15 protein-coding genes are annotated in these 23653 nt (G+C 59.8%); 2 read left to right on the top strand and 13 right to left on the bottom strand.

Translation table 11 applies throughout. From position 1 onward, the window contains the following. The first annotated feature begins 118 nt into the window (after nucleotides 1–118). Both ACIY1O_RS03290 and ACIY1O_RS03295 read left to right on the top strand, forming a co-directional pair. Nucleotides 119–424, top strand: coding sequence for an ArsR/SmtB family transcription factor (locus ACIY1O_RS03290; protein ID WP_397473651.1), 306 nt, complete (start codon nucleotides 119–121; stop codon nucleotides 422–424). A 21-nt stretch (nucleotides 425–445) separates the two neighbouring features. Then, a complete protein-coding gene (locus tag ACIY1O_RS03295) occupies nucleotides 446–970 on the top strand; it encodes a rhodanese family protein (RefSeq protein WP_397473652.1) in 525 nt (174 codons plus the stop codon). Nucleotides 971–1026: 56 nt separating this feature from the next. Here the strand turns inward: ACIY1O_RS03295 and bamC are convergent, their stop codons facing one another. The 13 genes from bamC to ACIY1O_RS03360 all read right to left on the bottom strand — a co-directional run bounded on the left by bamC (nucleotide 1027) and on the right by ACIY1O_RS03360 (nucleotide 23634). Then, nucleotides 1027–2148 carry an NlpB/DapX family lipoprotein gene (gene bamC, locus ACIY1O_RS03300; protein ID WP_397473653.1) on the bottom strand — a complete coding sequence of 374 codons (1122 nt, stop codon included), beginning with the start codon at nucleotides 2146–2148 and terminating at the stop codon, nucleotides 1027–1029. A gap of 10 nt (nucleotides 2149–2158) precedes the next feature. Continuing rightward, nucleotides 2159–3061 (bottom strand): 4-hydroxy-tetrahydrodipicolinate synthase, encoded by a 903-nt coding sequence (dapA, locus tag ACIY1O_RS03305; protein WP_397473654.1) that lies wholly within the window; start codon nucleotides 3059–3061, stop codon nucleotides 2159–2161. 108 nt (nucleotides 3062–3169) lie between these two features. Next, entirely contained in the window at nucleotides 3170–3820 is a 651-nt protein-coding gene (locus tag ACIY1O_RS03310) for a site-2 protease family protein (protein WP_397473655.1), read from the bottom strand. Nucleotides 3821–3906: 86 nt separating this feature from the next. After that, nucleotides 3907–4533, bottom strand: coding sequence for an L-threonylcarbamoyladenylate synthase (locus ACIY1O_RS03315; RefSeq protein ID WP_397473656.1), 627 nt, complete (start codon nucleotides 4531–4533; stop codon nucleotides 3907–3909). Between the two features lie 37 nt (nucleotides 4534–4570). Further along, complete coding sequence (gene treY / locus ACIY1O_RS03320) at nucleotides 4571–7279, bottom strand: malto-oligosyltrehalose synthase (RefSeq protein ID WP_397473657.1); 2709 nt, start codon at nucleotides 7277–7279, stop codon at nucleotides 4571–4573. Then, nucleotides 7276–9381, bottom strand: a complete 2106-nt coding sequence (gene malQ, locus ACIY1O_RS03325) for a 4-alpha-glucanotransferase (protein WP_397473658.1) — start codon at nucleotides 9379–9381, stop codon at nucleotides 7276–7278. The genes treY and malQ overlap by 4 nt, the downstream gene beginning before the upstream one ends. After that, on the bottom strand, nucleotides 9374–11218 hold the full coding sequence (gene treZ, locus ACIY1O_RS03330) for a malto-oligosyltrehalose trehalohydrolase (protein ID WP_397473659.1): 1845 nt from the start codon (nucleotides 11216–11218) through the stop codon (nucleotides 9374–9376). The genes malQ and treZ overlap by 8 nt, the downstream gene beginning before the upstream one ends. Continuing rightward, nucleotides 11215–13320 (bottom strand): glycogen debranching protein GlgX, encoded by a 2106-nt coding sequence (gene glgX, locus ACIY1O_RS03335; RefSeq protein ID WP_397473660.1) that lies wholly within the window; start codon nucleotides 13318–13320, stop codon nucleotides 11215–11217. The genes treZ and glgX overlap by 4 nt, the downstream gene beginning before the upstream one ends. 4 nt (nucleotides 13321–13324) lie before the next feature. Continuing rightward, a complete protein-coding gene (gene glgB, locus ACIY1O_RS03340; RefSeq protein ID WP_397473661.1) occupies nucleotides 13325–15235 on the bottom strand; it encodes a 1,4-alpha-glucan branching protein GlgB in 1911 nt (636 codons plus the stop codon). A gap of 17 nt (nucleotides 15236–15252) precedes the next feature. Next, on the bottom strand, nucleotides 15253–18654 hold the full coding sequence (gene treS / locus ACIY1O_RS03345) for a maltose alpha-D-glucosyltransferase (protein ID WP_397473662.1): 3402 nt from the start codon (nucleotides 18652–18654) through the stop codon (nucleotides 15253–15255). After that, nucleotides 18651–21671, bottom strand: coding sequence for an alpha-1,4-glucan--maltose-1-phosphate maltosyltransferase (locus ACIY1O_RS03350; RefSeq protein ID WP_397473663.1), 3021 nt, complete (start codon nucleotides 21669–21671; stop codon nucleotides 18651–18653). The genes treS and ACIY1O_RS03350 overlap by 4 nt, the downstream gene beginning before the upstream one ends. A gap of 42 nt (nucleotides 21672–21713) precedes the next feature. Beyond that, nucleotides 21714–23276, bottom strand: a complete 1563-nt coding sequence (gene glgA, locus ACIY1O_RS03355) for a glycogen synthase GlgA (protein WP_397473664.1) — start codon at nucleotides 23274–23276, stop codon at nucleotides 21714–21716. Nucleotides 23277–23346: 70 nt separating this feature from the next. Continuing rightward, nucleotides 23347–23634 carry a MatE family transporter gene (locus tag ACIY1O_RS03360; protein WP_397473665.1) on the bottom strand — a complete coding sequence of 96 codons (288 nt, stop codon included), beginning with the start codon at nucleotides 23632–23634 and terminating at the stop codon, nucleotides 23347–23349. Nucleotides 23635–23653: the final 19 nt, after the last annotated feature.

The raw sequence follows: 23653 nt of genomic DNA on the forward strand, positions 1-23653 counted from the left end.
TGTGGCGGGATGCACGGCCGCTTGGCATTCGCTATCCTGTCCGTGCTCGAAGACTACATCCACTTTCAATTAGTATATTCTAATTTAGAAAAAACTAATATACAATTCGTACATTGCCATGAACGATAAAGATCTCCTGTTCCTGCAAGAAGGAGCCGCCAAGGCGGCTACCATGCTGCGCGCCGTCGGCAATCCCCACCGGCTTCTGCTTTTATGTCTGTTGATAGAGTACGAAGAGATGTCCGTCGGAGCCCTGCAGGAATACGTCGATCTGAGTCAATCGGCACTTTCGCAGCATCTTGCCAAGATGCGTGAAGAGGGCCTGGTGACGTACCGGCGCGAAGCGCAAACCCTGCACTACCGCATCGATAACCCCGATGTCGCCAAACTCGTCGCCACGCTCAAGGAAATCTACTGTCCCTGACCCACGCCTGGAGCCCGACCGATGACCCTGAAATCCCTTACCCCCGAAGCCGCCCGCCGGCACATCTCCGAAGGCGCCCTGCTGGTGGATATCCGTTCGGCCGACGAGCACGCTCGCGAACATATTGCTCAAGCTCTGAACCTGCCGATGGAGCAACTGGCGAAAGGCCACGACGCCCTGAAAAACGCCAGCGCCGTCATATTTCATTGCAGCTCGGGAAACCGCACGCAATTAAGCGCAAAAACACTCCAAGCCTGCACCCAGTGCGAAACCTATGTCATGGAGGGCGGCTTGGACGCCTGGAAGAAAGCGGGCCTGCCCGTAAGTATCGACACGGCCCAACCGCTGGAGCTACAGCGGCAGGTGCAAATCGCCGCCGGATCAATGATTGTGCTGGGCACCGTGCTTGGCATCGCGCTTTCGCCTTGGTGGCTGGCGCTTTCCGGGTTCGTGGGCGCGGGCCTGGTGTTTGCCGGAGCATCGGGCTTTTGCGGCCTGGCAAGGCTGTTGATGAAAATGCCATGGAATCGCCGAAGCCTGGCCTGACCCTATGACGGCAAAACGGCGCCCGAGGGCGCCGTTTTGCCGTGCCGGAGCGCAATCTACATATTGCTGGCCAGCACGTTGACGATGCGCTTGGCGGTATCCGACTGATCAACCTGCCCGGCTTGATCAAGCACGCTGACCACCGAACTGCCGCCCTGGTCGGCCACGTGAATTCGATAGACTTGAGCTTCGGCCGTGCCTTTGCTGCCAAACAGGCGCCCGAAGAAGTTGGGCTGTTCGATCTTGCGTCCGGTGTCGGTATCAAGGTAGCGAACGAAATAATCACCGGCGGAGCGATCACGGTCATCAACCGAAAAGCCCGCGCTATCGATGGCTACGCCGACGCGGCGCCATGCACGGTCGAACGGCTCGTTAAGAAGCAGCGACGCCTGGTCTTCGGCGGGACGCTGAACCTGAACGCGATTGGGGTCGGCTTCGGCCTGTGTGACCATCGCCTGTGCGCGCTCAATATCAGTACCCAGGAACACCATGAGCCGCGCCAGCATGGCCGCGTTCAGGCCGGGGTCTTCCTTGCCTTCGATCCACCTGAACCCGGTATTGTCGGCGGTAGGAGTCTCGACCATCTGGTCGTGGCTGATATAGATTTCGGTTCGGCCGTTGACACGCTCGAGCCGCGAGCGGAAGCGTTCGCGTTCGCCGCTGTCGAAGACCGAATCAAGAATGCTGCCCAGAGCGCTTTTGATCCAGCCTTCGGGAACCTTGGCGCGATTCTCGGCCCAATCGGTTTCGATTAAACCCGCGCGGGGGTTTTGGGAATAAATAGTGAAGCCCTGCTCACCCCAGAAATCAAGAACCTTCGGGTAGACGTCTTCGGCGGCTTGGTCGACGACAAGCCAGCGCAGATTGCCATCTCGCACGACGCGAACCTGATCGCTTGTCGGCAGGACATTGCTTGAGGCGCCGGCGGCTTGCTGTTGCTCGACGTTTTGCGCGTACTGGCTGAAGGTGGTGGTGCCTTCGGGCGCCCGATAATGAGCGTTGCTTCCGGCTTGGGTAAGATCGGGTGGAATACTTAGCGGGTTTCCGGCGCTGGGCGCAGTACTGCGGTAATCGACCGACTCTTCTTTCCCTGTAAGCTGATTCCAGGTTGAGCAACCCGACAGCACGACCAGCCCCAGGCCGGCGACCAAGGCGGCATAGCGTTTATTTCTATGCATAATTGACATTTTAGATTAAGCCCACGTTTTTCAACGAGCTGCGCACCAGTTCATGATAACGCTCGTCCAGGGGGGTTAAAGGTAAGCGATAGCCCAGCGCGGACAGCCCCATTTCGGCAACTGCCCACTTGACGGGAATCGGGTTGGATTCTACAAATAGCATTTTGTTCAGTTCGGACAGGCGACCATTAAGCTCGCGCACGCGCCGGACATCTCCAGACAGGGCAGCCGCACACAACTCGTGCATCAGCCTCGGCGCCACGTTGGCCGTGACTGAAATATTGCCACGCCCGCCCAGCAGGATGAGGGCGGCGGCGGTGGGGTCATCACCACTGAAAACCTGAAACGACTCGGGCTTGTGATACATCAGGTTGCCCAAACGCCCGATATCGCCGGTAGCGTCTTTAAGGCCGATGATGCCGGGCACCTGGGCCAGACGCAGTATGGTTTCGTTGGCCAGATTGGCAACGGTTCGCCCCGGCACGTTGTATAGGACAACCGGCAGGTCGACCGCCTCGGCGGAAGTCTTGAAATGCTGATACAGGCCCTCTTGGGTAGGCTTGTTGTAGTACGGCACAACCGACAGCCCGGCTTGCGCCCCCACATTCTTGGCGTATTGCGAAAGCTCGATCGCCTCGTCGGTGGAGTTGCCGCCGATGCCGGCGATGACAGGCGCCCGACCCGCCAAGTGTTCGACAGCAACGCGAATAAGTTCGGCGTGCTCTTCCATGCTGACCGTGGGCGACTCGCCGGTAGTCCCGACCACCACAAATCCGTCCGTGCCCTCTTTCACATGCCAATCGATCAGCTTTCGATAAGCGGCAAAATCCAGACTGCCGTCTGGGTGCATGGGAGTGATGAGGGCGACCAAACTGCCCTGAAACGTGGGTGTAGCGTTGTCTGTGCTGGCCATGATGAGAAAGCTCCGGGAAGACCCGTGGGCGCGAACTGCCTTAATAAACTATAACGTGCAAGTTTACCGGATAAACCGCCCCGGCATTTTGCCCCCCTGACAGGTTTTTTACAAGAACCAGGTGACGATGGTCTGTCCGAACGCCAGCAAGGGCCTTAGAAGCATCCAGAGCACGCCGGTCAGCATCAAAACTATAAGAATGACGAGTCCGTAAGGCTCAAGTTTCGCGTACTTCCAGGCCAGATGCGATGGCAGCAGGCTAAAGACGATACGCCCGCCGTCCAGGGGAGGCAGAGGAAACAGATTCAGGGCCATCAATATCAGATTGATCTGAATACCGGCAAATGCCATCAGCACCCAGAAGTCGTTAGGCGATGCGCCATTACCGATAAGCAAGCGTAAGGAGATCGCCCACAGCACGGCCATGACGAGATTGGACGCCGGCCCGGCCAAGGCGACCCACAGCATGTCGCGCTTGGGATTGCGCAGCCGTCCCCAGTCGACGGGCACAGGCTTGGCCCAGCCAAACAGCAGACCCGCCCCGCCCATCAGCTTGGTACTGAACAACAAGAACAATGGGACGGCAATGGTGCCGATAGGGTCGACGTGCCTGATGGGATTCAGGCTGATGCGCCCCGCTTCATACGCCGTGGGGTCGCCGAACATGCGGGCGACATAACCATGGGCCGCCTCGTGCAGGGTGATGCCGAACAGCACGGGCAGCGCGTAGACCGCGATGGTTTGAATCAGTGAATCCATATGAGGGAAAAAGTGCGCCCAGCCGGATGGCCGGCGAAGAAATGAGATGAAGTAACTATTGGATTGTACGGCTGAAGGAAAGTTCGTCAGTCGAGCCCCAAGTCTGCTGGATTCCCGCCGCCGCGACGCACGACCACAGGGTCGTTTCCGCTAAGGTCGATCACGGTGGTGGGTGTCAGGGGGCAGGCGCCGCCATCTATGACTGCAGCCAACTCATTGCTGTAGCGGTCGAAAATCTGTTGAGCGTCGTTGAGCGGGTCTTCTTCCGCCTCGGGGATAAGCGTAGTGGAGATCAGGGGTGAGGCGGCGGCCTCAAGCAGATCGAGCGTAACTTTATGGTCGGGAACGCGAATGCCTATGGTCTTGCGCGATGGGTGGGAAACTCGCCGGGGAACTTCACGCGTGGCTTCAAGGATGAATGTCCAGGGCCCGGGCGTGGCCAGCTTGAGAAAGCGGTATTGCCTGTTGTCGACGCGCGCGAAATGCCCTATTTCGGCCAGATCGCGGCACAAGAGCGTAAGGTGATGGCGTTCGTCCAGCCCGCGCAGGCGGCGCAGGGCGTCGGCGGCGCTTTTGTCATCGAGACGGGCTACCACCGCGTAGCTGGAATCGGTGGGAACGGCCACCAAGCCGCCGTCGGCCAGCAACTGGCCGGCCTGTTTCAGTAGACGTGATTGGGGGTTTTGCGGATGGACCACGAAAAATTGAGCCATGAAACGTATCCTATCATTCTTGGTGGTTGTAACGTACTCAGGCCGCCGTCAGGACGGCACACGGCAGATCGGCAAACAGATGCTCGGCTTTTAGCGCAGCGCCGTCAGAAGGGTGAAAAAACCGGCCCGAGAAAACATCCTTGAAGCCTCCGCCACGATGGGCAGCTACCATGATACCGGTGTCTTTCCAACAAGTCATATCGATAACGGGACGAGCGTCCGCCGCCCGCGACACGGCGTCCGCACACAAGCGGGGCGCCACCACAATCACTTGCCGGCCATTGTGCCGGCGCGCGAAAGCCATGAGCCGGTCGCGACGAACCCCTGCAACTTCCAGGGGGTCGTACGCGCCGCCATTGAAGACATCCGGCAATGCCGCCTTCAGTTCGAGCAGACGGCACAACATTGCCTGTTTGATCCGGCCGTCGCGCCAATGAGGCAATAAGGAAGCCAAGTTTTTCTCGGGGCCGATCGATTCAAGCGCTCTCTGACGCGCCGTATAGTCGACGGGGCGACGGTTGTCCGGGTCAACCAGACTGAAATCCCACCATTCCGTTCCCTGATACAGGTCCGGCACCCCCGGCGCAGTCAATCGCAGCACGAGCTGAGCAAAACCGTTGACGGCGCCGGCGGGCGCAATGCTTTGTACGAACTCGTGAAACGATTTCAGCAAGCCCGACTGAGGGACATGTTCGCCGACAGCATCCCGCTCGGCGACGGCGTCCGCAGCTTCAGCCAACCGCCTGGCCGCCTCCGTAGGCCAGCCGAGCAACTTGTAGAGATACGTGGCGCTGTCCCGCTCATGCTCCAGATTGGGTTCGAGCCAGCTTGAACTGCTCTTTGCCTCGCGCAGGGCCTTCAGTTGCCATTGCGCGATACGCTTCCCAAAACCTGCCACTGCAGCAGCATTGCGGATGTCCAAGTCTAACGGCCAGGCACCGACAAGAGTCTGCCACAACATGTAGATTTCGGCCTGCGGCATAGGCCGGCCGCACTCGGTTCGTTGCCAGGTTTCCCATTCGGAACAGGCTTGCCGCCAGGCATCCACACGTTCGCTCAAAACAGCCAGCCTGGCGCGCATGTCTTCACCACGCTTGTGATCGTGGCTGGCGGTCGCCAGCAGCGAAGCCGGGTGCCGTTTAATGCGATGCGTGTTGTTTGAGTGGAACTCCTCGACTTTCAGTGTCAAAAATGAAGGGTCGGAACCCACCTCGTTACGAGACAAAAGCGGCCCGTAGCGGTAAAAAACCGTGTCTTCCAGAGACTTGGCCGCCAAAGGCGGTGTCAATTGCTCGAAACGCCGTATGACCTTGATGCGGACGGGGTCCTCTGCAGCGGAAAGGATATCCGGGTCACGCTGTTTAACAGCGGTCAGCCGATCGACCATCACCTTCAATAGGCGCTGCTCACTACTATCCAGCCTCGTGCGCGCTTCCGAAGCGGCGGTTTCGATGACGGCCATGTCGCCAGCGGAGGCTTCTCCGCCTTCGATGTAGCTGCGGTAAACGGGAAAACCGGCCAGAAATGCCTCGAGAACGCGATCAAGAGCCTCCATCGACCATGCATCAGAACCAGTTTCCCCGCGGATCAGTTCATGCATGCAGCGGGTCAAAGCCGTGCGTTCGGCAACGAAATGGCGACGCAGCATCAGGAGCCTTGCTTGCAGCACAAAACGGGCGGCGGTGTCGGGGTTCTTCGTGTTCTGGCGCCAAAGCTCGACCAACTGCACGCAGCCCTTTTCATCGTGCAATACAGCAGCAACTTGATCCATGAAGTCGTAGCCCGTAGTGCCGCTGATCTGGAAACGATGATCCAGAGGTTCTGCATGGGCAAGTATCTTTTCGACAACCACCCAAGGCGTCGCGGCCTGCGGCCTTCTTTCAAGCATGGCCGCCCGCAGCCGCTCGCAATACGTCAGAGGCCGCGCCAGGCCGTCAACGTGATCGATTCGCAGCCCATCCAGCAAGCCCTCTTCATATAGCCTCAGAGGCAGCTCGTGCACGGCATCGAATACCTCGGGTTCTTCGACCCTTACGCCGATCAGTCCGGTGATCTCAAAAAAACGCCTCCAGTTGATGTTCTTTGCCGCACACCGCCAGCTGCATAGACGATAGTGCTGTCGCTCAAGCAGTTCATGCATGCGCCGTTGCCCAGCCTGGAAGGCCGGATCATATTCCGCCAGCACGTCGACAGGGTTCCGATCATCGCCTGCAAGCGACCCTGGCGCCACAGGGTAAGCTGCGGCGCCGGCCATGATCAGATAGCGGTCCGTCTTGCCGTCGTAGTTCAAGCGCAAGTCACCCCGCGCCAGGCTGTCAGCATAATTGTCCGCCAGGAATGGCGCCAGTATTTTGCCGTGCAGACTCTTATCCGCGGGATGCCAATTTATGTCGAACCAGGCCGCATAACGGCTATGCATGCCATGGGCCAAGACATCCCACCACCATTCATTGCCCGGATGGGTGGCCATGTGGTTGGGCACGATGTCCAGCAAGATTCCCATGTCGCGGTCTTGCAGCGCACGAGCGAGTCTTCGAAGCGCCGGCTCACCGCCTAGATCCGGGCTGACGCGCGACGGATCGACAACGTCGTAGCCATGCTGGGAGCCTGGCACGGCGCAACTGATGGGGGAAAGATAGAAATGGCTGATGCCCAAAGTGGCGTAGTAGGGGATGCGTGCGCGCGCATCATCCAGCGTAAATCCAGGATGCATTTGCAGACGCACCGTTGCGCGAGGAACCCTCATGGCGTCTTCCTTCCGCGCTGGACCGCTTGCAGCGTGACTGAAGCGCTGTCGAACAGCTTGTCGACGTCCAGCGGCAAGCGGCGCAACCAGTTCGGGTGTTCTCCTACAGGGCGTGAGCCCGGCATATTGGGCTGCTCCGCCAAGCCCAACATGTCTTCAAGAGGAAAAATGCACAAGGGCGCCGGGCTCGCCGCCACCCATTCCAACACCTCGGGCAGCGGTGCGTCATCATTTGCGTAAGCTTGCAGATGTAAGGCCTGAGTCAATAGATGCTTATCGTGTTCACGCTCGGATCTGGCCGCTTCCAGCTCATCGGCTCCGAGCCGGCCCAAGCGATGCCGCCAGTCAATATCTGTGCCACGCCACCAACCGGTAACAGTAGGCAAATCGTGGGTGGTCGTGGTGGCCATTGCATCATCCGGCCAATCTGCCGCAGGTATGAAACGCTGTGGGGGCTGCTCTTCACGTTCGAACCACAACACGCTTGTGCCCAACACGCCCTTTGCGCTCAATAGATCGTTGAACCCTTCCGGAACCGTACCCAGGTTCTCTCCGACCACGATGGCTTTGTGGCGGTGCGATTCCAAAGCCAGCAAGCCCAACATGTCTTGCAGCGGGTAATGCAGGAAGGCGCCCTGGGCTGCGGATGCGCCTTGCGGCACCAACCACATCCGCGCCAGGCCCAGCACATGGTCGATGCGCACACCGCCGGCATGGGACAAAGCGTGGCGCAAAATGGAAAGAAAGGGCTGAAAACCTTGTTCGCGCAATGCGCGGGGAGAAAACGCGGTCAAGCCCCAATCCTGGCCGCTGTCGTGATAGAGGTCAGGGGCGGCCCCCACGGTCGCGCCTTGCAAAATATCCTGCGCAGCGCCCCAGGCCTGGCTGCCCCGCACATCGGCGCCTATGGCCAGATCGGTAATTAACCCCATCGACATGCCACCCTCGAGCGCCGCCTTTTGAGCTTTGCGCATGCCCTCGTCGGCCAGCCATTGCATGAAGGCATGAAAGCGTAGTTCGGGCGCTGACTGACGGGCAAAGGCCTGCGCCGCTGCGGCATTGGGCTCCTGCATGGGAGCCGGCCAATCTTGCCAGCCGTGTTCCGGCCCCAGTGTCTTGGCGTAATGCCCGTGCAAGGTTTCGTAAAGGCAATGGCTTTGCAGCGCCTCGCCGCCCGCGCGGCGGAAAGCTTCAAAGGATTGCTTTGCGTCGTCCGGGCCATGCGCCTCGAAATGCACGAAAAGCGCCCTGGCAATTGCCAGGCGAGCAGCCTGCACTGTCGGCCAGTCGATCAGGCTTTCATCCACAGCCGCCATGTGCGCAAGGCCTGACGCCCAATCGCGCATGGCATCCGGCAGGGATGCTAGCGCGGCGCGCAAGGCATCCTCGCCCAGTGTCAGCACATCCAGATAAGCGACATTAAGGAACAGCCGGCTCGATGGCGCGTAAGGGCTGTAGCGCATGGGGTCGGCGCTGAATAAGGCGTGGACGGGACTAATAGCCAAGGCGGCCGCACCGCGCCGGCCGGCCTGGAAAGCGAGCCGAGCCAAAGCACCATAGTCGCCCGCAGCTAGCGCCGCCTGCATGACCGTGTCAGTAGACGCTTCGGCCGGGTGACGCAAGCTGTACACCTGAGCCGCCACCCCCCACGCAGCGTCGTTTGGCGGGCCAATGCATCGGCGCGGCGTCACGGCTAAAATCAGCCTGCTTTTTCCCAGCTGCAGGGCGTGATAACCCGGAATATCCACAGGCGCGATCTGCGCGCTTGAATCACCCATGGCTTGCAATTCGCCTTCACGCCCCCCTACTCCGGACTCGTATTCCAAACGGTAACGCGAGGGTCCGTGGTGGTCGAAAACAACAGGTTTGCCCGCCTCAACCACAATCATTCGCCCTTCAAGCCGGGCCGCCTCTTCGCGCAAGCGCCTTATGCCGCACTCAATCCTCGCTCCATTGCCACATTCCAGACCCATCGCATCAAGCAGAGCTTCAAGCGATTCGTCCGACACAGTTTGCATTCGGCCATGCACATCCTGCCAGCTTGCAGCCAGGCCCACGGCGTCGGCAAGCTGATGCAACGGCGTTGTTTTCGCGTCAGGCATGGTTTGACTCCCCAGCCGGTTCCATTGCGGCAACCACGCAATTACCGGGCACGCCCCTCTGCCAGTCTGCGGCCTCAATCCCATCGTCATCGTTGCACGGCCCAAGGAAAAACACCGACTCCTTCCGCACTTCGGAAAGAGCCGGACATGCGCAAGGCTCCGAACCGAGATTGCAGAAAATTGTCAGCCGTGCACCATCGCCCATTTCCCACGAGGCATGTACCGCACGCGGCCCCAAAACCTCGGCGCCCAGGCTGCGCGCTCCAGGCAAGCGAGGAACGATGTAGTCGCCGCGCAAGGCGAGCAGCCGCTCGTACCACTGTCGCCACTGCTCTGCAGTCGGGTCATCATGCTGCGGCAATCGAGAGCGCTGCCAGGTATCCGGCTCGTTTGGATCGGGTATGGCGCTGCGCACCTGCTCGTCGGCAAAGGCGGGAAAACCTGCGAACTCTTTACGCCGTCCGTCACGCACCGCCCGCGCTAATTCGGGGTTGTCATGGCTGGTGAAATACAGAAAGGGGGTTCTGGCGCCCTGCTCTTCGCCCATAAACAACAAGGGAATATGTGGTGTCAGCAATTGAAGCGCGACAGCCGCTCGTAAAGACTCGAGGGACACTGCCAGGTCGGCCAGGCGCTCGCCCAGGGCGCGGTTTCCGACCTGGTCGTGATTTTGCAAGAAGAAAACAAAGCGGTCGGGCGAAAGGTCGGCACTCGGTTCGCCGCGGCGTCGGTCTTTCCGGGCCGGATCGGTTTGTCCCTGAAAGACGAAGCCCTCTGCCAGAGCGCGAGCAAGCATGTTTTCGGGGTTTCGCGCATACGATGCGTAATAGCCGGACGACTCTCCAGTCAGAAGATGATGCACGACATGATGAGCGTCATCGTTCCATTGCGCATTGAAGCCTTGTTTCAGCAAGCCGGCGGCATTGTCATCATTCTCGAGCACAAGATGTACGTGCCGGCGCGAATCTACCGCGCGGCGCACAAAAGCCGCCATCTCCGGCAGCCAGGTCTGATCGCTTATGGCGTGCACGGCGTCCAGGCGCAATCCATCGAAGCGATACTCGCGCAGCCAATACAAGGCGTTTTCCGCAAAGAAGCGCCTCACTGGCCGGCGGCGGAAGTCGATTGCCGGCCCCCAGGGCGTATCCAGGTCAGACCGGAAGAACTCCGGCGCGTAACTGGGCAAGTAATTGCCGTCGGGCCCGAAATGGTTGTACACAACATCGAGGAAAACCATCATCCCCAGGCCGTGGGCCGCATCAATCAATGCACGCAGCTCATCGGGCGAGCCGTAAGCGCGATCTGGGGCATAGGGCAATACACCGTCGTAGCCCCAGTTCCGAGGACCTGGGAAATCAGCTATGGGCATCAGTTCCACCGCAGTAATCCCCAAACGCGCCAGCTCGGGCAGACGTTGCCGGACGCCGACGAAGCCACCGGCCAGGCCGCAATGTATTTCGTACAAAACGGTGTCAGTCCATGGCCTGCCGATCCATTCCGGAAACTGCCATGAATAGCGGTCGACATCACAAACAATACTGGAATCGTGCACATCGCCATCCTGCAGGCGCGAAGCGGGATCGGGCGCCCAGACATCCGCGGGCATGCCGAAACGATAACGGGTGCCTGCCGGCGCATGAAGTGTCAGTTCATGAAAGCCGTCCGCAAGCCGAGCCATGGCAGCGAGCGCCTGGCCGTCAAGCGCCAGCATCACTTTGTCGGCACTGGGCGCCCACAAGCGAAAGCGCGTCGCATCGTCGGCCAGCGGAACAGCGCCGAAGCCGTATAGCTTCGAAGAGGCGCTGCCTTCGATGTCTGAAAGGCTAGCGGCGGTCATGGCCGGCCGCCTTCGTTATTGGCAAGCAAGACCAGGCTGTGTGCACCAACCTCGATCTGGGCGGCACGCACTTCGCCCTCGCTGTCAATTTCAGTTGCGCTATCCAGGCGCCGATACCACCTGCACGGCAAGGCGGGCAACACGAAGGCTATGTCATCCGCACTGCCATTGAGCAATAACAGCGTCACGTCGACGTCTCCGTCGCGCATATCGGCACGCTGGAAACCCAGCACCCTCCCCTCGGCGAAGGCCCAAGCCTCTTCGCTCATTTCGCACCCATCCATGTCGTACCAAGCGGCGCGCTTGATACCCGGTGCGAGCTCCACGCCATCATCGCCGAAACGGCTGCGGCGCAAGGATGGGTGCGCGCGCCGCAAGGCTCTGGCACGCTTCACCCAGGCAATCAAGTCCCGTCCCGGTTTGCCAGCCGCCTGAGACCAATCCAGCCAGGCGACTTCGTTGTCCTGGCAGTAGGTATTGTTGTTGCCTTGCTGGCTGTTGCCGAATTCATCTCCGGCAAGCAACATGGGCGTACCATCGGAGACCAGCACGCCGGCCAGCATCGACTTGAGCACCTTGTTTCGTACCTTGGACACTGAGGCATCGTCGGAAGGCCCCTCGACACCCCAGTTGAAACTGTAATTCTCACCGTGCCCGTCGCCGTTGTCGTCACCGTTGGCCTCGTTGTGTTTTTCGCTATAGCTGACGACATCAGCTGCTGTGAAGCCATCATGTGCCGCTATGAAATTGATCGACGCCCAGGGCCGCCGGTGCCGGTAATCAAACAATGCGGGCGTGCCGCCAAGGGCGGCGGCCAGTTCGCCTCGCTGTTCGGCGTCACCGCGCCAGAACCGCCTCAATGTGTCGCGATATCGATCGTTCCATTCCACAAACCCTGGGGGGTGGTTGCCCAGTTGATACCCGTCCGGGCCGGTGTCCCACGGCTCGGAGATCAGCTTTAGACGAGATAGCAGAGGATCCTGAAGTATGGCGTCAAAGAAGCCGGAACCCGGATCGAACCCGGTACCTTCTCGGCCAAGCGTCACGCCCAGGTCGAAGCGGAAGCCATCCACCCTGTAGCTCTGCGCCCAATGCCGCAAAGAGTCCATCACCATTTGCAGCACTCGTGGATGCGAAAGGTTGACCGTATTACCGCAGCCGGTATCGTTGATGTAGTAACGTTCTTCGCCCGGAATCAGGCGGTAGTAGCTGGCGTTGTCCAGGCCACGCCATGACAGGGTCGGCCCAAGCTCGTTGCCCTCTGCAGTGTGGTTGTAGACAACATCCAGTATGACCTCGATGCCGGCCGAATGAAGCCGTCGTATGGCCATGCGCAGCCCATTTGAGCTTTTCGACGCCAAATAGCGCGGCTCTGGAGCGAAATAGGCCAAGGTGTTGTAGCCCCAATAGTTGCTCAGGCCGCGCTCGACCAGAAAATGGTCGTCCAGAGCAGCGTGAACTGGCAACAGTTCCAGTGCGGTTACGCCCAGCTTCAGCAGATGCTCAATAAAAGCAGGATGGGCCAGCGCCTCGAAAGTGCCCCGCCAATCGACACGCACGTCATCGCGTAGGATGGAAAGGCCCTTGACATGGGCTTCGTATATGAATGTGTCTTCCCATGGCACGGCAGGCGGCTCGTCGCCTCCCCAATTGAAGCCTTCGTCGGATACTACGGCTTTAGGCACCCAGGCCGCGCTATCCCGCCTGTCCTGGCTGAGATCCAGGCGAGGATGCCGGACACGGTAGCCGAACAGCGCGTCCGACCAGCGCAAGCCTCCAATCAGTTGCTTGGCATAAGGATCAAGCAAGAGTTTCTGCGGATTGAACCGGTGCCCGCGCGCGGGCTCGTAAGGCCCGTGTGCTCGATAGCCATAGACGAGGCCGGGCTGAACGTCGGGTAGATAACCGTGCCAGACTTCATCCGTGCACTCGGGCAAGGGCAAGCGCTTGAGCTCCTTGCGTCCGCGCTCGTCGAACAGGCAAAGATCAATCCTGGTCGCGTTGGCCGAAAAAACGGCGAAATTAACACCCAGGCCGTCGCTTGTCGCCCCCATCGGATAGGGTAGCCCCGGAAGCAGCGCATCGACACGTAAATCGCTCATGGCGTTAACCCTCCGGTACAAAAAACACGGCCCCAAGCGGCGGTAGCGTCAGGGACAGACACTGCGCGCGCCCGTGAGCCGGCTCGGCCCGCGTCTGAACTTGGCCGTCATTTCCCACGTTTGCCCCCCCGTACACCGCCGCATCGGTGTTCAACAGTTCTCGCCAACGGCCCGGCACTGACGCGCCAACGTGATAGTTCCACCGGGGCACGGGCGTCATGTTGCACACGACAAGTACCACCTGCTCGCCATTACGCCGTTCGAATGCAAACACACTGTTGTTCCGATCATCGCCTATCAACCAGGCAAAACCCAGGGGATCGTCATCGGCGGCATGCAGGGCTGGATACTGCCTATACAAGATGTTGAGATCGCGCAGTAAATGCTGGACACCGGCATGCGCCGGATCAGCCAATGCTTCCCATTGCAAAAAGTCGTCGTGATTCCACTCTCGTTGCTGAGCGAGTTCCGCGCCCATGAACACAAGCTTGCGTCCCGGGCTGGCCCACATGAATGCGTAATACGCGCGCAGGTTGGCAAAACTCTGCCATCGGTCGCCGGGCATCTTGCCCAGGAGCGAGCCCTTGCCATGAACCACTTCGTCATGGGAAAGCGGCAGCACGAAGCGCTCTGTCCACGCATACACCGTGCCGAACGTCATGTCATCGTGGTGATACGTGCGATGCACGGGCTCGCGGCTCATGTAGCGCAAGCTATCGTGCATCCAACCCATATTCCATTTGTAGTCGAAGCCCAAGCCACCTTTGTCGGTAGAGGCAGTGACCCCGGGCCAGGCCGTGGATTCCTCGGCCACCATAATGATGCCCGGGCAAAGACGCCTGACGGTGTCATTCAGCTCACTCAGGAAACTGACTGCCTCCAGATTCTCGCGCCCGCCGTGGCGGTTCGGCATCCATTCACCGGGCTCACGGCTGTAATCCAAATACAACATCGAAGCCACGGCGTCCACTCTCAAGCCATCGACGTGATAGCGCCGCAGCCACTCCAAAGCGCTGGCGACAAGGAAATTGCGAACCTCGGTTCGACCGAAGTTGTAGATCAAGGTGTCCCAATCTGGGTGCAGCCCCTGGCGCGGATCGGCGTGCTCGTACAAGGCGGTGCCATCAAACAAGCCCAAGCCGTGCGGATCGGACGGAAAGTGGGCAGGCACCCAGTCAAGAATTACGCCCAAACCTGCCTCGTGGCAGGCGTTGACGAACCAGGCAAAGTCCGCAGGTTCGCCCCAGCGCGCAGTAGGCGCGAACAGCCCCAGAGGCTGATAGCCCCACGAACCGCCGAAGGGGTGCTCCATGATCGGCAGCAGCTCAATGTGGGTAAAGCCCAGCCTGCATGCATGTTCTATAAGCCGTGGCCCGCATTGGCGCCAGGTCGCGGCCCCCCTTTCGTTCCGCTGCCACGAGCCCATGTGCACTTCATAGATAGAGATGGGTGCCGTGGGGCCTTGATGTCCAGCACGTTGCGCCAGCCAATCCTCGTCGGTCCATTGGAAGTCGCGCACCGAGGTAACAATTGACCCGGTTGCAGGCGGCAGCTCGGTCCGACGCGCGACGGGGTCCGCCTTATGCGGCAACAAGCTGCCGTCCCGCCCGACCAATTCGAACTTATAGCAGGCGCCGTCGTCCACGCCAGGTACGAAGGTTTCCCACACCCCGCACTCCGGCCGAAGACGCATCCGATGCATCCGCCCATCCCACGCATTGAAGTCGGCCACCACAGAGACACTCTGTGCGTTGGGCGCCCAGACCGCGAATCTGGTGCCCGCCACCCCTTTCACCGTGCAAGGATGAGCCCCCAGGCAATCAGCCAGATACTCATGGCGGCCTTCGGCGAGCAAATGAATGTCAAGCTCGCCGAGTAATGGGCCGAAGTCTTCAGTTGCGTCGTGGTCAGCCATGGCCGCTCTCAAGTCGTTCACTCATTTTGGCTCTGCCCCAGGATGCGGCGCGCGATCCGGACCAAACCCGTAAGGGGAACCGGAAGCCAGTCCGGCCGGTGCCCCGCTTCGTAGCACACTTCGTAGGCCGCCTTTTCCAATAGCGCCAGCTCTAGCAGCAAATCATCCATAGCGGGGTCAAGCAGGTTGGGACATGATTTGGACGCCTCCGCGCGATATGCCGCAAGAAATGCTTCGCAGGCGCTCTCGCGAAACTGGCCCAGCAGGCGCGCATGCCGCTGTCTCGTGGTCGGGGCGTCGGGCAGGGCCAAAGAACTGCCATCCACGCCGTCGGGGCTTCTGTCCGTGTCGGGTTGCGTATTGTTCCCCGCTTCGTTGCCGGAATCGGCTTGTGCAAAGCCTTGTGCCGCATAGTCGATGGAACGCAGCAGGCCCGCCACATCGCGCCAGGGACTGGCCTTGGCCCGCCGGGCTTCAGGCGGCCGATCCGGCTCACCTTCGAAGTCGACGAAGTGCACGTCGTTCTGCGCGATGAGTACCTGTCCCAGATGCAGGTCTCCGTGTATGCGGCATCGCATGTGCCCCACGACGCGCGCGGCCCCGCTGTCTATCCAGCGCAGAAGACCCGTACGCGCCTCGCGCAATTCCCCGGCCTGCGCCAGGCCTGCCGAAGTAAGCTGATTGCGATTGTTCCAGGCCGCCGAAATCGACGCTTGCATCATTGACCGAATATCCTTGATCCAGCGCCGAGCATCCACGGCGGCGGCGGATTCTGGAGCAAATGCCCGATCGTCTCCGCCGGCTCCCGCCAATACGCCATGCAGCTGGGCCAGCCGCTGGCCGATGATTCCTGCCATAGCCATGTAGCCGGCTAAATCCTCCAGATAATCACCATGGCTCTCCGCCGTCAACGTGGCGTTTTCCAGCGTCCGCCCCAAGTAATCGTTCGTCCAGCTCCAGGCATCTCCCTGGTTGGGAATTCGAGCATGCAAAAGAGCCAGGGTGTACGGTCGGCCATCGGCGTCAATTCTGCGCAGTTCTCCAAGCAGGCTGGCGCTGTTGGCATAACCCGCCCGGGTTAAATAGCGGGTCATTTCGACTTCGGGGTGCTCGCCAGGCTGCACATGCCTCAACAGCTTCAGCACCGCCGAATCCCCCAGCCACAATGAGCTGTTGGATTGCTCGCCCTGGAACCAGTCAATGTCCTCAGGCTCGAAACCCGGAAGGGAATCCAGCCCCGGTTCGGGCCGAAACTCCAGCACATCCGCTCGGTCGCCCGGCAAGGGCAGACGCGCGCCGGCCTTGAAGCGGTCGAGCATGGCCAGGGCGTATGCCGGCACGCTCATTGCGTCGACCAAGAGCCCCGTCTCAGCCGTGCGCCGGACGCGCGCTATGCCGTGATGCTGTTGAAGCGGCGTGATCGGCTCGTCCCACAAAACCGCCATGGGCAAGAAGTAAGTATGGGTGGAATTGTCGTCTTGGACGGCCAGCTCCGCCAGCACCATGTCGGCCTCCGCGGTAAGCGGCACGGCGTAGTCCAATGAAACCCGGCCAACTGGCTTATCTTGAGGGAACCACCGTTGCCTCGCCAGATAAGGGGGTAATACCTCGCGGCACAAAATCTTGCGCGATTCTTCCAGAAGTTTTGGTCCGGCGCCTCCGCGGCGCAGTACCAATGTCACATACTCGGGTGCTTGCTCGGACAAAGGTGAATGCCAAGCCGGAGACGACGCTAAAGAGCTCAGTTCGAACCAGTAAAATCCGTAGGGAGGCAACGTCAGCATATAGGGCGACTCGGTAATGTCCGGAAACGGCGTCCCGCCCAGAAGCTCTACCGGCACCCTGCCCGCCATTTGCGCCAGGTCCAGTTCAACAGGCTGCGACGCATCGGAAAGATTGGCTACGCATAACAGGACCTCGTCCTCGTATTCACGTAGATAAGCCAGAATCTTGCGATTGCCGGGGAAAAGAAAACGCTGCCCACCCCTGCCAAAAGCCTTCTTTTGCTGGCGCTTTGCCAGCATGCGGCGCGTCCAGTTCAATAGCGAATGAGCATCGCGTTGCTGAGCTTCGACGTTGATTGCCTCATAGCCGTATAAGGGCCCCATAAGCATCGGCAGGGTCAACTGCTCTGGATCGGCGCGAGAAAAACCACCATTGCGGTCTGGTGTCCATTGCATAGGTGTACGCACGCCATCCCGGTCGCCCAGGTGGATATTATCCCCCATGCCCAACTCATCGCCGTAGTACAGCACGGGTGTTCCTGGCATGGAAAGCAACAGACTGTTCATCAGCTCGATACGACGCCGGTCCCGTTGCATCAGGGGCGCGAGCCGTCGTCGTATTCCCAGGTTGATCCGTGCGCGCCTGTCGGCGGCATAGAAATCCCATAGGTAATCGCGCTCGCTACTGGTCACCATTTCCAGGGTGAGCTCATCGTGATTGCGCAGAAAAATAGCCCATTGGCAGCTCTCGGGAATGGGGGGCGTCTGACGCATGATGTCGGTGACCGGGAAACGATCGGCGCGGGCGATAGCCATGTACATGCGCGGCATCAGCGGAAAGTGAAACGACATATGGCACTCGTCTCCATTCCCGAAATACTCTTGCGCGTCTTCCGGCCACTGATTGGCCTCTGCCAGAAGCAGCCTATCCGGATAGTGCTCATCCATCACCGCCCTGATTCGGCGCAATACATCATGGGTCTCCGGCAGGTTCTCGTTATTGGTTCCCTCACGCTCCACCAGGTAGGGCACCGCGTCCAGCCTTAGCCCGTCGACTCCCAAGTCGAGCCAGAACCGCATCACGCTGATAATTTCCTTCAGGACTCGAGGGTTGTCATAGTTCAGGTCGGGCTGGTGCGAATAAAAACGATGCCAGAAATAGGCGCCGGCCACCGGGTCCCAGGTCCAGTTTGATTTTTCGGTATCGCAAAAAATAATGCGGGTGCCGGCGTAGGCTTGATCGTTGTCAGACCAAACGTAATAGTCGCGTGCCGCCGAGCCGGGGCGTGCTTTCCTGGCGCGCTGAAACCACGGGTGCTGGTCCGAAGTGTGGTTGACCACCAGCTCGGTGATTACTTTCAGCCCGCGCGCGTGCGCCGCACGTATGAAACGCTTCACATCCGCCAAGGCGCCGTAATCGGGATGCACCGAACGATAATCGGCAATGTCGTATCCGTCGTCTAACCGGGGCGAGGGATAAAAGGGCAAAAGCCAGACGGCGTCCACACCCAGTTCTGCGATGTAGTCCAGTTTCGACAGCAAGCCGGCAAAGTCGCCTACCCCGTCGTCGTTGGCATCATGAAAAGACTTCACATGCAGTTGATAAATAACGGCGTCCTTGTACCAACCCGGCTCATTGCGCGCGACAGAGTCCCGCTTGGAATGCGCTGCGCGGCTTTCGCGTGGTGTTTTCATCCCAGCCCCCTCAACCGCCAAACGAAATATGGCTGTCGCGGCGAAAACTCAACCTCGTGGTGTTTGCCGCGCAACTCGAACTCCCGTTCGGCACATGCATCCTCCATCCGCAGCACGGCACCGTCATTCAGGCCCCAGGGCCATAGCGGCAGCTCCACCCATGCTCGGCGGGCGGCGTGAGGGTCCAGGCTGATGCCCACCAGCGCGATGCTGTCACGCTCGGGCGTCGTCTTAGAGAAGAAAAGGACTCTGTCATCATGGGCCGGAAGAAAGCTCAGGCCCAGGTGCGTCCATAAGGCCGGCGTGCTGCGGCGAATACGATTTAATTGCGTGATTTCCGCGATAATGTTTCCCGCCTGGCTCCAGTCTCGCTGTCGCAGTTCGTACTTTTCTGAATTCAGGTATTCCTCCCGCCCAGGCAAAGCGGCGGCTTCACATAATTCGAAGCCGCTGTACATGCCCCACGAGCCGGACAACGTCGCCGCAAGGGCTGCCCGTATCAAAAATCCCGACCGGCCTGCCGACTGCAGAAAATACGGATTAATGTCGGGCGTATTGACGAAAAAATTGGGGCGAAAAAAGTCTGCGATCGGGCGGGAGCCAAGCTCTTCCAGATAAGAAGTCAGCTCCTCCTTATCGTTGCGCCATGTGAAATATGTGTATGACTGCGAAAAGCCCAGTTTTCCAAGGCGATACATCATGCGCGGCCGTGTAAATGCTTCCGAAAGAAAGATCACATCCGGATGGCGAGCGTGAATTTCGCCGAGCATCCACTCCCAGAACGGCAATGGCTTGGTGTGTGGATTATCCACCCTGAAAATACGCACGCCCTGGTCGATCCAAAAAAGCACGACGTCGCGCAGTGCCCGCCACAGAGAGGCACACGGCTTTGACTGCGCACCCTGGTAGAAGTTGGGGTTTACAATGTCTTCGTATCGTTTGGGCGGGTTCTCCGCGTAGCGCAGCGAACCATCGGGCCGCCAATCGAACCAGTTATGGTGCTCTTTCAGCCAGGGGTGATCCGGCGAGCACTGTATGGCGAAGTCCAGCGCAATCTCCAGGCCATGTTCGCGCGCAGCGTGGAGCAAATCCTTGAACTCGTCCAGCGTGCCCAATTGTGGATGGACGGCATCATGCCCGCCTTCTTCCGAACCGATTGCATAGGGGCTACCCACGTCTTCGTCCGACGCCGTCAGTGAATTATTCCGCCCCTTGCGATTTATCCTTCCGATTGGGTGGATAGGCGGAAAATACAGAACGTCGAAGCCCATATCTCTAATTGCGGCAAGTCGTCGGCGCACGTCGAGAAACTTCCCATGAAGGCCGGCTGTCGCGCTTTGCGAGCGCGGGAACAACTCGTACCAGCTGGAAAAGCCTGCTTCGCGCCGCTCTACCGCCATGGGATAGCTGACGGCGGAGCAGGTCTCGAACGCCCGCACATCAAGTCGCGCCATCGCTTGCGTCACGGCGTCGGACAACAAGGCATCGGCATCTTCGGTCTCAATCACGTTTTGAAGCATGGCGGCCGTCTCGGGAATCTCTCGCCGGGCACGGCGAACAACTTCTCCTGCCAGAATACGACCCTCTTGGAGATCGAGCGCAATATCCATTTGCGCGTCGCGCTTCTTGACTATGCCGGTCCGAAAAGACTCCCACCTGTCATGCCAAGCCTTGATCATGAACATGTGTCTGCCCATACGCGTAGGCGTAAAAGACGCCCTCCATCTGTCATTGCCCAGATGCGCCATGGGAACTTCCCGCCAATCCGTCTCATCGGCAGCCTTCCAGGCCACGCACGCAGCCAAGCGCTCGTGGCCATCCATGAAGATGTCGGCCTCCACCTCTACAGCACGACCCACAATGGACTTGACGGGAAAACGTCCGTCATCCACAGCGGGTCGGACGTGCTCGATCGCGATGCGCGACGCGCTCATTAAGCCCAAGCCCAGCTTGCGCTTCTCTGCCATGCTTGATGACGGCGGCTTTACAGCATTAAGCTGCCGCGCCCAGAAACGAAGGAACGCCCCCGGCCCAAGACGCCCGCTGGCACCGGAAGGAGCACGCAAGTCGGCGTATAGATGGGGCAGCCGGCCCTGCAACAAGGGCCAGTTCACCTCCGTCTCAAGTTCGGCGCCGGGATTCAACACCAAACCGGCGCCACCGCGAAACACGGCGGTGCAAGAACTCAAGGGCCCAGTCAAGATGAACAACGCTTCGCCCGTTTCCTTCCTGCAGGCCAGCCATTCGTTTGCTGCTTTTAATTCTCCTCCGGTGTCCGCCCACAAGAAATCCTCGGGAACGAGTATGCCGCCACCGCAGACCGCCGCCGTCCAGACGCTTCTGCCGCGCAGTGCGGCGGATAGTGCGGCCTTGTCCTGGACGACCGCTGGTCCATTCGGCGCAAGCGGAGCTATGACAGGCGCTACAGCGGCCAGGCGCGCATACTCTTCGGCCAACCAGGCCGAGCGGTAATCCCACCAAGGCAGGGAAAGAAACGTGGCATCAAACCCCACCCCGCGCAAGGCTGCAACTTGCTCAGTGTTCAGACCGGGCGTCCACGCCATGAAGCGACCTTGCGGGGCCGAAGCGCGAATCTTGCCAATGAGGCGTGCCCAATTTTCCGCATCGAGCTGCGCCAAGCCCTTGCAACGAAAACCTTCAAGACCTGCGTCCAGCCACTGCGCCAGGCGTGGGCACCATTCATTCACCGCAGCGGCGCCATCGAATTGCACATCCATGTAGAGGTGCAGACGCTCTTTCACGCATTCCGCCGCAAGACGGGCTAGCGCATGCGCCACGCTTTCGTCCCCCGCATCCTGAAAAGCGAACCTGTCCGGATCAGGCGCGACCATATCTTCGCCAGACGGCTTCCATAAAGGGGGCACAACAATACCGTCAAAGCCGTACATCTTCGCCTGTCGGCAAGTACGGCTCCAGGCCGAGTGATCTTGGCCCGGCCTCTTCCCCAGCAGAAGAAGGCGGCGGGGAATGTCCCTGGAGATTGAAGACTCGTTCATTGGCATCCGTCCTGCACCGTCAGCGGCGGCGCCTTATATTCTTCAAGCTACCGAAATTCCCATCTGACGAGCGGCCGCAGGCACAGGCCTTACATGCAGCGGCGTGCGCACCTGAGGAATGCGACCTTGCTTCACCCCCTGTCGATCCTTGCACAGAGCTTGATAGCAATGCATGTAGGCCGGGGCGGCCTGCTCCCAACTGAAATCTCGCCGCATGGCATTACGCTGCATCTCGAGCCAAGTTTCACCGTTGCCACGCAGGTGCAAGGCCCGGTCAATGGCCGCGCACATATCGTCCACTTGATCGCCGGTAAAAAGCAGACCGGTGGCCAAATTCATGGCTTCGCCGTTCACCGCCCGGCCAGGATCATGGATGGTATCGACCATGCCGCCCACTTGCGAACCTATCGGAATGGTTCCATAGCGCATGGCATAAAGCGGCGTCAGGCCGAACGGTTCGAAGCGGCTGCCATGCAGCAGGATATCCGCGCCGGCGTGCAGCAAATGAGCAAGGTCTTCGGAATACCCTATGTGCACCGCACAGCGCCCTTGATAATGCTCGCCCAGCCGGCGCAGGCGAGCTTCAATGTGTTTCTCGCCGCAACCTATCACGCACACCTGCAAATCAGGATGAGCATCGAGCGCGCGCGGCAAAGCATCGGCAGCGATGTCCGCCATCTTTTGTCCTGTTAACCGGCTACCCATTGCAAGCAAAACGGAATCCGGGGATTCCTGGAGACCGAACTTGGCCTGCAGCCTGCGTTTGCATTCCACCTTGTTGGACAAATCGCCGGCATGAAAATGGCAACCCCGCAAATAGGGATCGGAGACCGGGTTCCATACGGAGACGTCGATGCCGTTCGGAATGGCAAGCAAATCAGCTCCCCGCGAACCCAGCGATGCGTCCAGCCCGCAACCGAACTGAGGCGTCAATATTTCACGAGCGTAGTTTTGGCTCACGACGGTAATCTTGTCCGCGCACACAATGCCGGAGTGAAGATAATTAACGCGGCCTCCATACAGCAGGCCGCCCGACTCGTGCAGCGCTGGATCGATTCCCGCCTGCTCTAACGCATTCGCGTCAAATGAGCCTTGGAAAGCAACGTTGTGTAATGTCAGGACACTCTGGACATGAGACGCGCCCAGCTGCCGCAAGACCAATGGGGCCAACGCGGCGTGCCAGTCGTGCGCATGCAGCACATCAAATCCCGGCAGCCCGGGAAGCCCCCCGGCAACACGCGCGGCCGCATGAGAAAGCGCCGCAAAGCGCAAAGCGCTGTCTGCGTACTCGACTCCATTGTCATCAAGATAGATGCCGTCGCGATCATAAAGCGCTTTGTTTTCCAGCAGCAACACACCAAGGCCCGAGTCGCGGCAATAGCCTTTGATTATGCGCGCCTCCCCCCCTGGCAATCCACTCAGATGTCCGGCCACGCGTGCGTGAATCAAACGTTGTCGCACCCCTCTATAGGCAGGCAACATAATGGTGATGTCCGCACCCATTTCCTGGACGGCACGCGCCATACCACTGACTGCATCTCCAAGCCCGCCCGTCTTGGCCAAGGGAAAAGCTTCCGAAGTAACCGCCAATATTTTTATCGCCACAGTGCTCTCCGTAGGTGACTATGTTCACCTGCTCAGAGCAAACTGCGTGCCCGTTCAACCTTGCCTTGGCTCAGCCTCCGTTGCGCTCCGGATCGGGGGCGGAATGCGACAGCCCTGCATCACGTTCGGGCACGACCTTATCGGGCTGGACGTCATCGCCGGCAGGGTCCCGCCGGTTTTCAACCTCGGCCCGTTCGCCGGTGTTGCGACGATCGCTGTCAGTGTCGGGGAAATTGTCAGGCAACTCGCTTGCCGTATCCGACGAGTCACTCGGACCAATCCGAGGACTGGTCCGCGGATCTTCTTTCAGGCGTTGCAAACGCTCGGCATTCTTTGCGTCATCATCATGGGTAGCCATGGCTTCGCTCCTTTATCAG

Origin of the sequence: Pusillimonas sp. (genome assembly GCF_044464525.1) — a bacterium.
In the GTDB taxonomy this organism is placed as follows: Bacteria; Pseudomonadota; Gammaproteobacteria; order Burkholderiales; family Burkholderiaceae_B; genus Pusillimonas.

Bases quoted from the DNA above. Each gene is read 5' to 3' on its own strand.
- ACIY1O_RS03360 (WP_397473665.1), bottom strand. From the start codon at position 23,634: ATGGCTACCCATGATGATGACGCAAAGAATGCCGAGCGTTTGCAACGC.
- malQ (WP_397473658.1), bottom strand. From the start codon at position 9,381: ATGCCTGACGCGAAAACAACGCCGTTGCATCAGCTTGCCGACGCCGTG.
- treS (WP_397473662.1), bottom strand. From the start codon at position 18,654: ATGAAAACACCACGCGAAAGCCGCGCAGCGCATTCCAAGCGGGACTCT.
- dapA (WP_397473654.1), bottom strand. From the start codon at position 3,061: ATGGCCAGCACAGACAACGCTACACCCACGTTTCAGGGCAGTTTGGTC.
- ACIY1O_RS03290 (WP_397473651.1), top strand. From the start codon at position 119: ATGAACGATAAAGATCTCCTGTTCCTGCAAGAAGGAGCCGCCAAGGCG.
- treZ (WP_397473659.1), bottom strand. From the start codon at position 11,218: ATGACCGCCGCTAGCCTTTCAGACATCGAAGGCAGCGCCTCTTCGAAG.
- bamC (WP_397473653.1), bottom strand. From the start codon at position 2,148: ATGCATAGAAATAAACGCTATGCCGCCTTGGTCGCCGGCCTGGGGCTG.
- ACIY1O_RS03315 (WP_397473656.1), bottom strand. From the start codon at position 4,533: ATGGCTCAATTTTTCGTGGTCCATCCGCAAAACCCCCAATCACGTCTA.
- ACIY1O_RS03295 (WP_397473652.1), top strand. From the start codon at position 446: ATGACCCTGAAATCCCTTACCCCCGAAGCCGCCCGCCGGCACATCTCC.
- ACIY1O_RS03310 (WP_397473655.1), bottom strand. From the start codon at position 3,820: ATGGATTCACTGATTCAAACCATCGCGGTCTACGCGCTGCCCGTGCTG.
- treY (WP_397473657.1), bottom strand. From the start codon at position 7,279: ATGAGGGTTCCTCGCGCAACGGTGCGTCTGCAAATGCATCCTGGATTT.
- ACIY1O_RS03350 (WP_397473663.1), bottom strand. From the start codon at position 21,671: ATGAACGAGTCTTCAATCTCCAGGGACATTCCCCGCCGCCTTCTTCTG.
- glgB (WP_397473661.1), bottom strand. From the start codon at position 15,235: ATGGCTGACCACGACGCAACTGAAGACTTCGGCCCATTACTCGGCGAG.
- glgX (WP_397473660.1), bottom strand. From the start codon at position 13,320: ATGAGCGATTTACGTGTCGATGCGCTGCTTCCGGGGCTACCCTATCCG.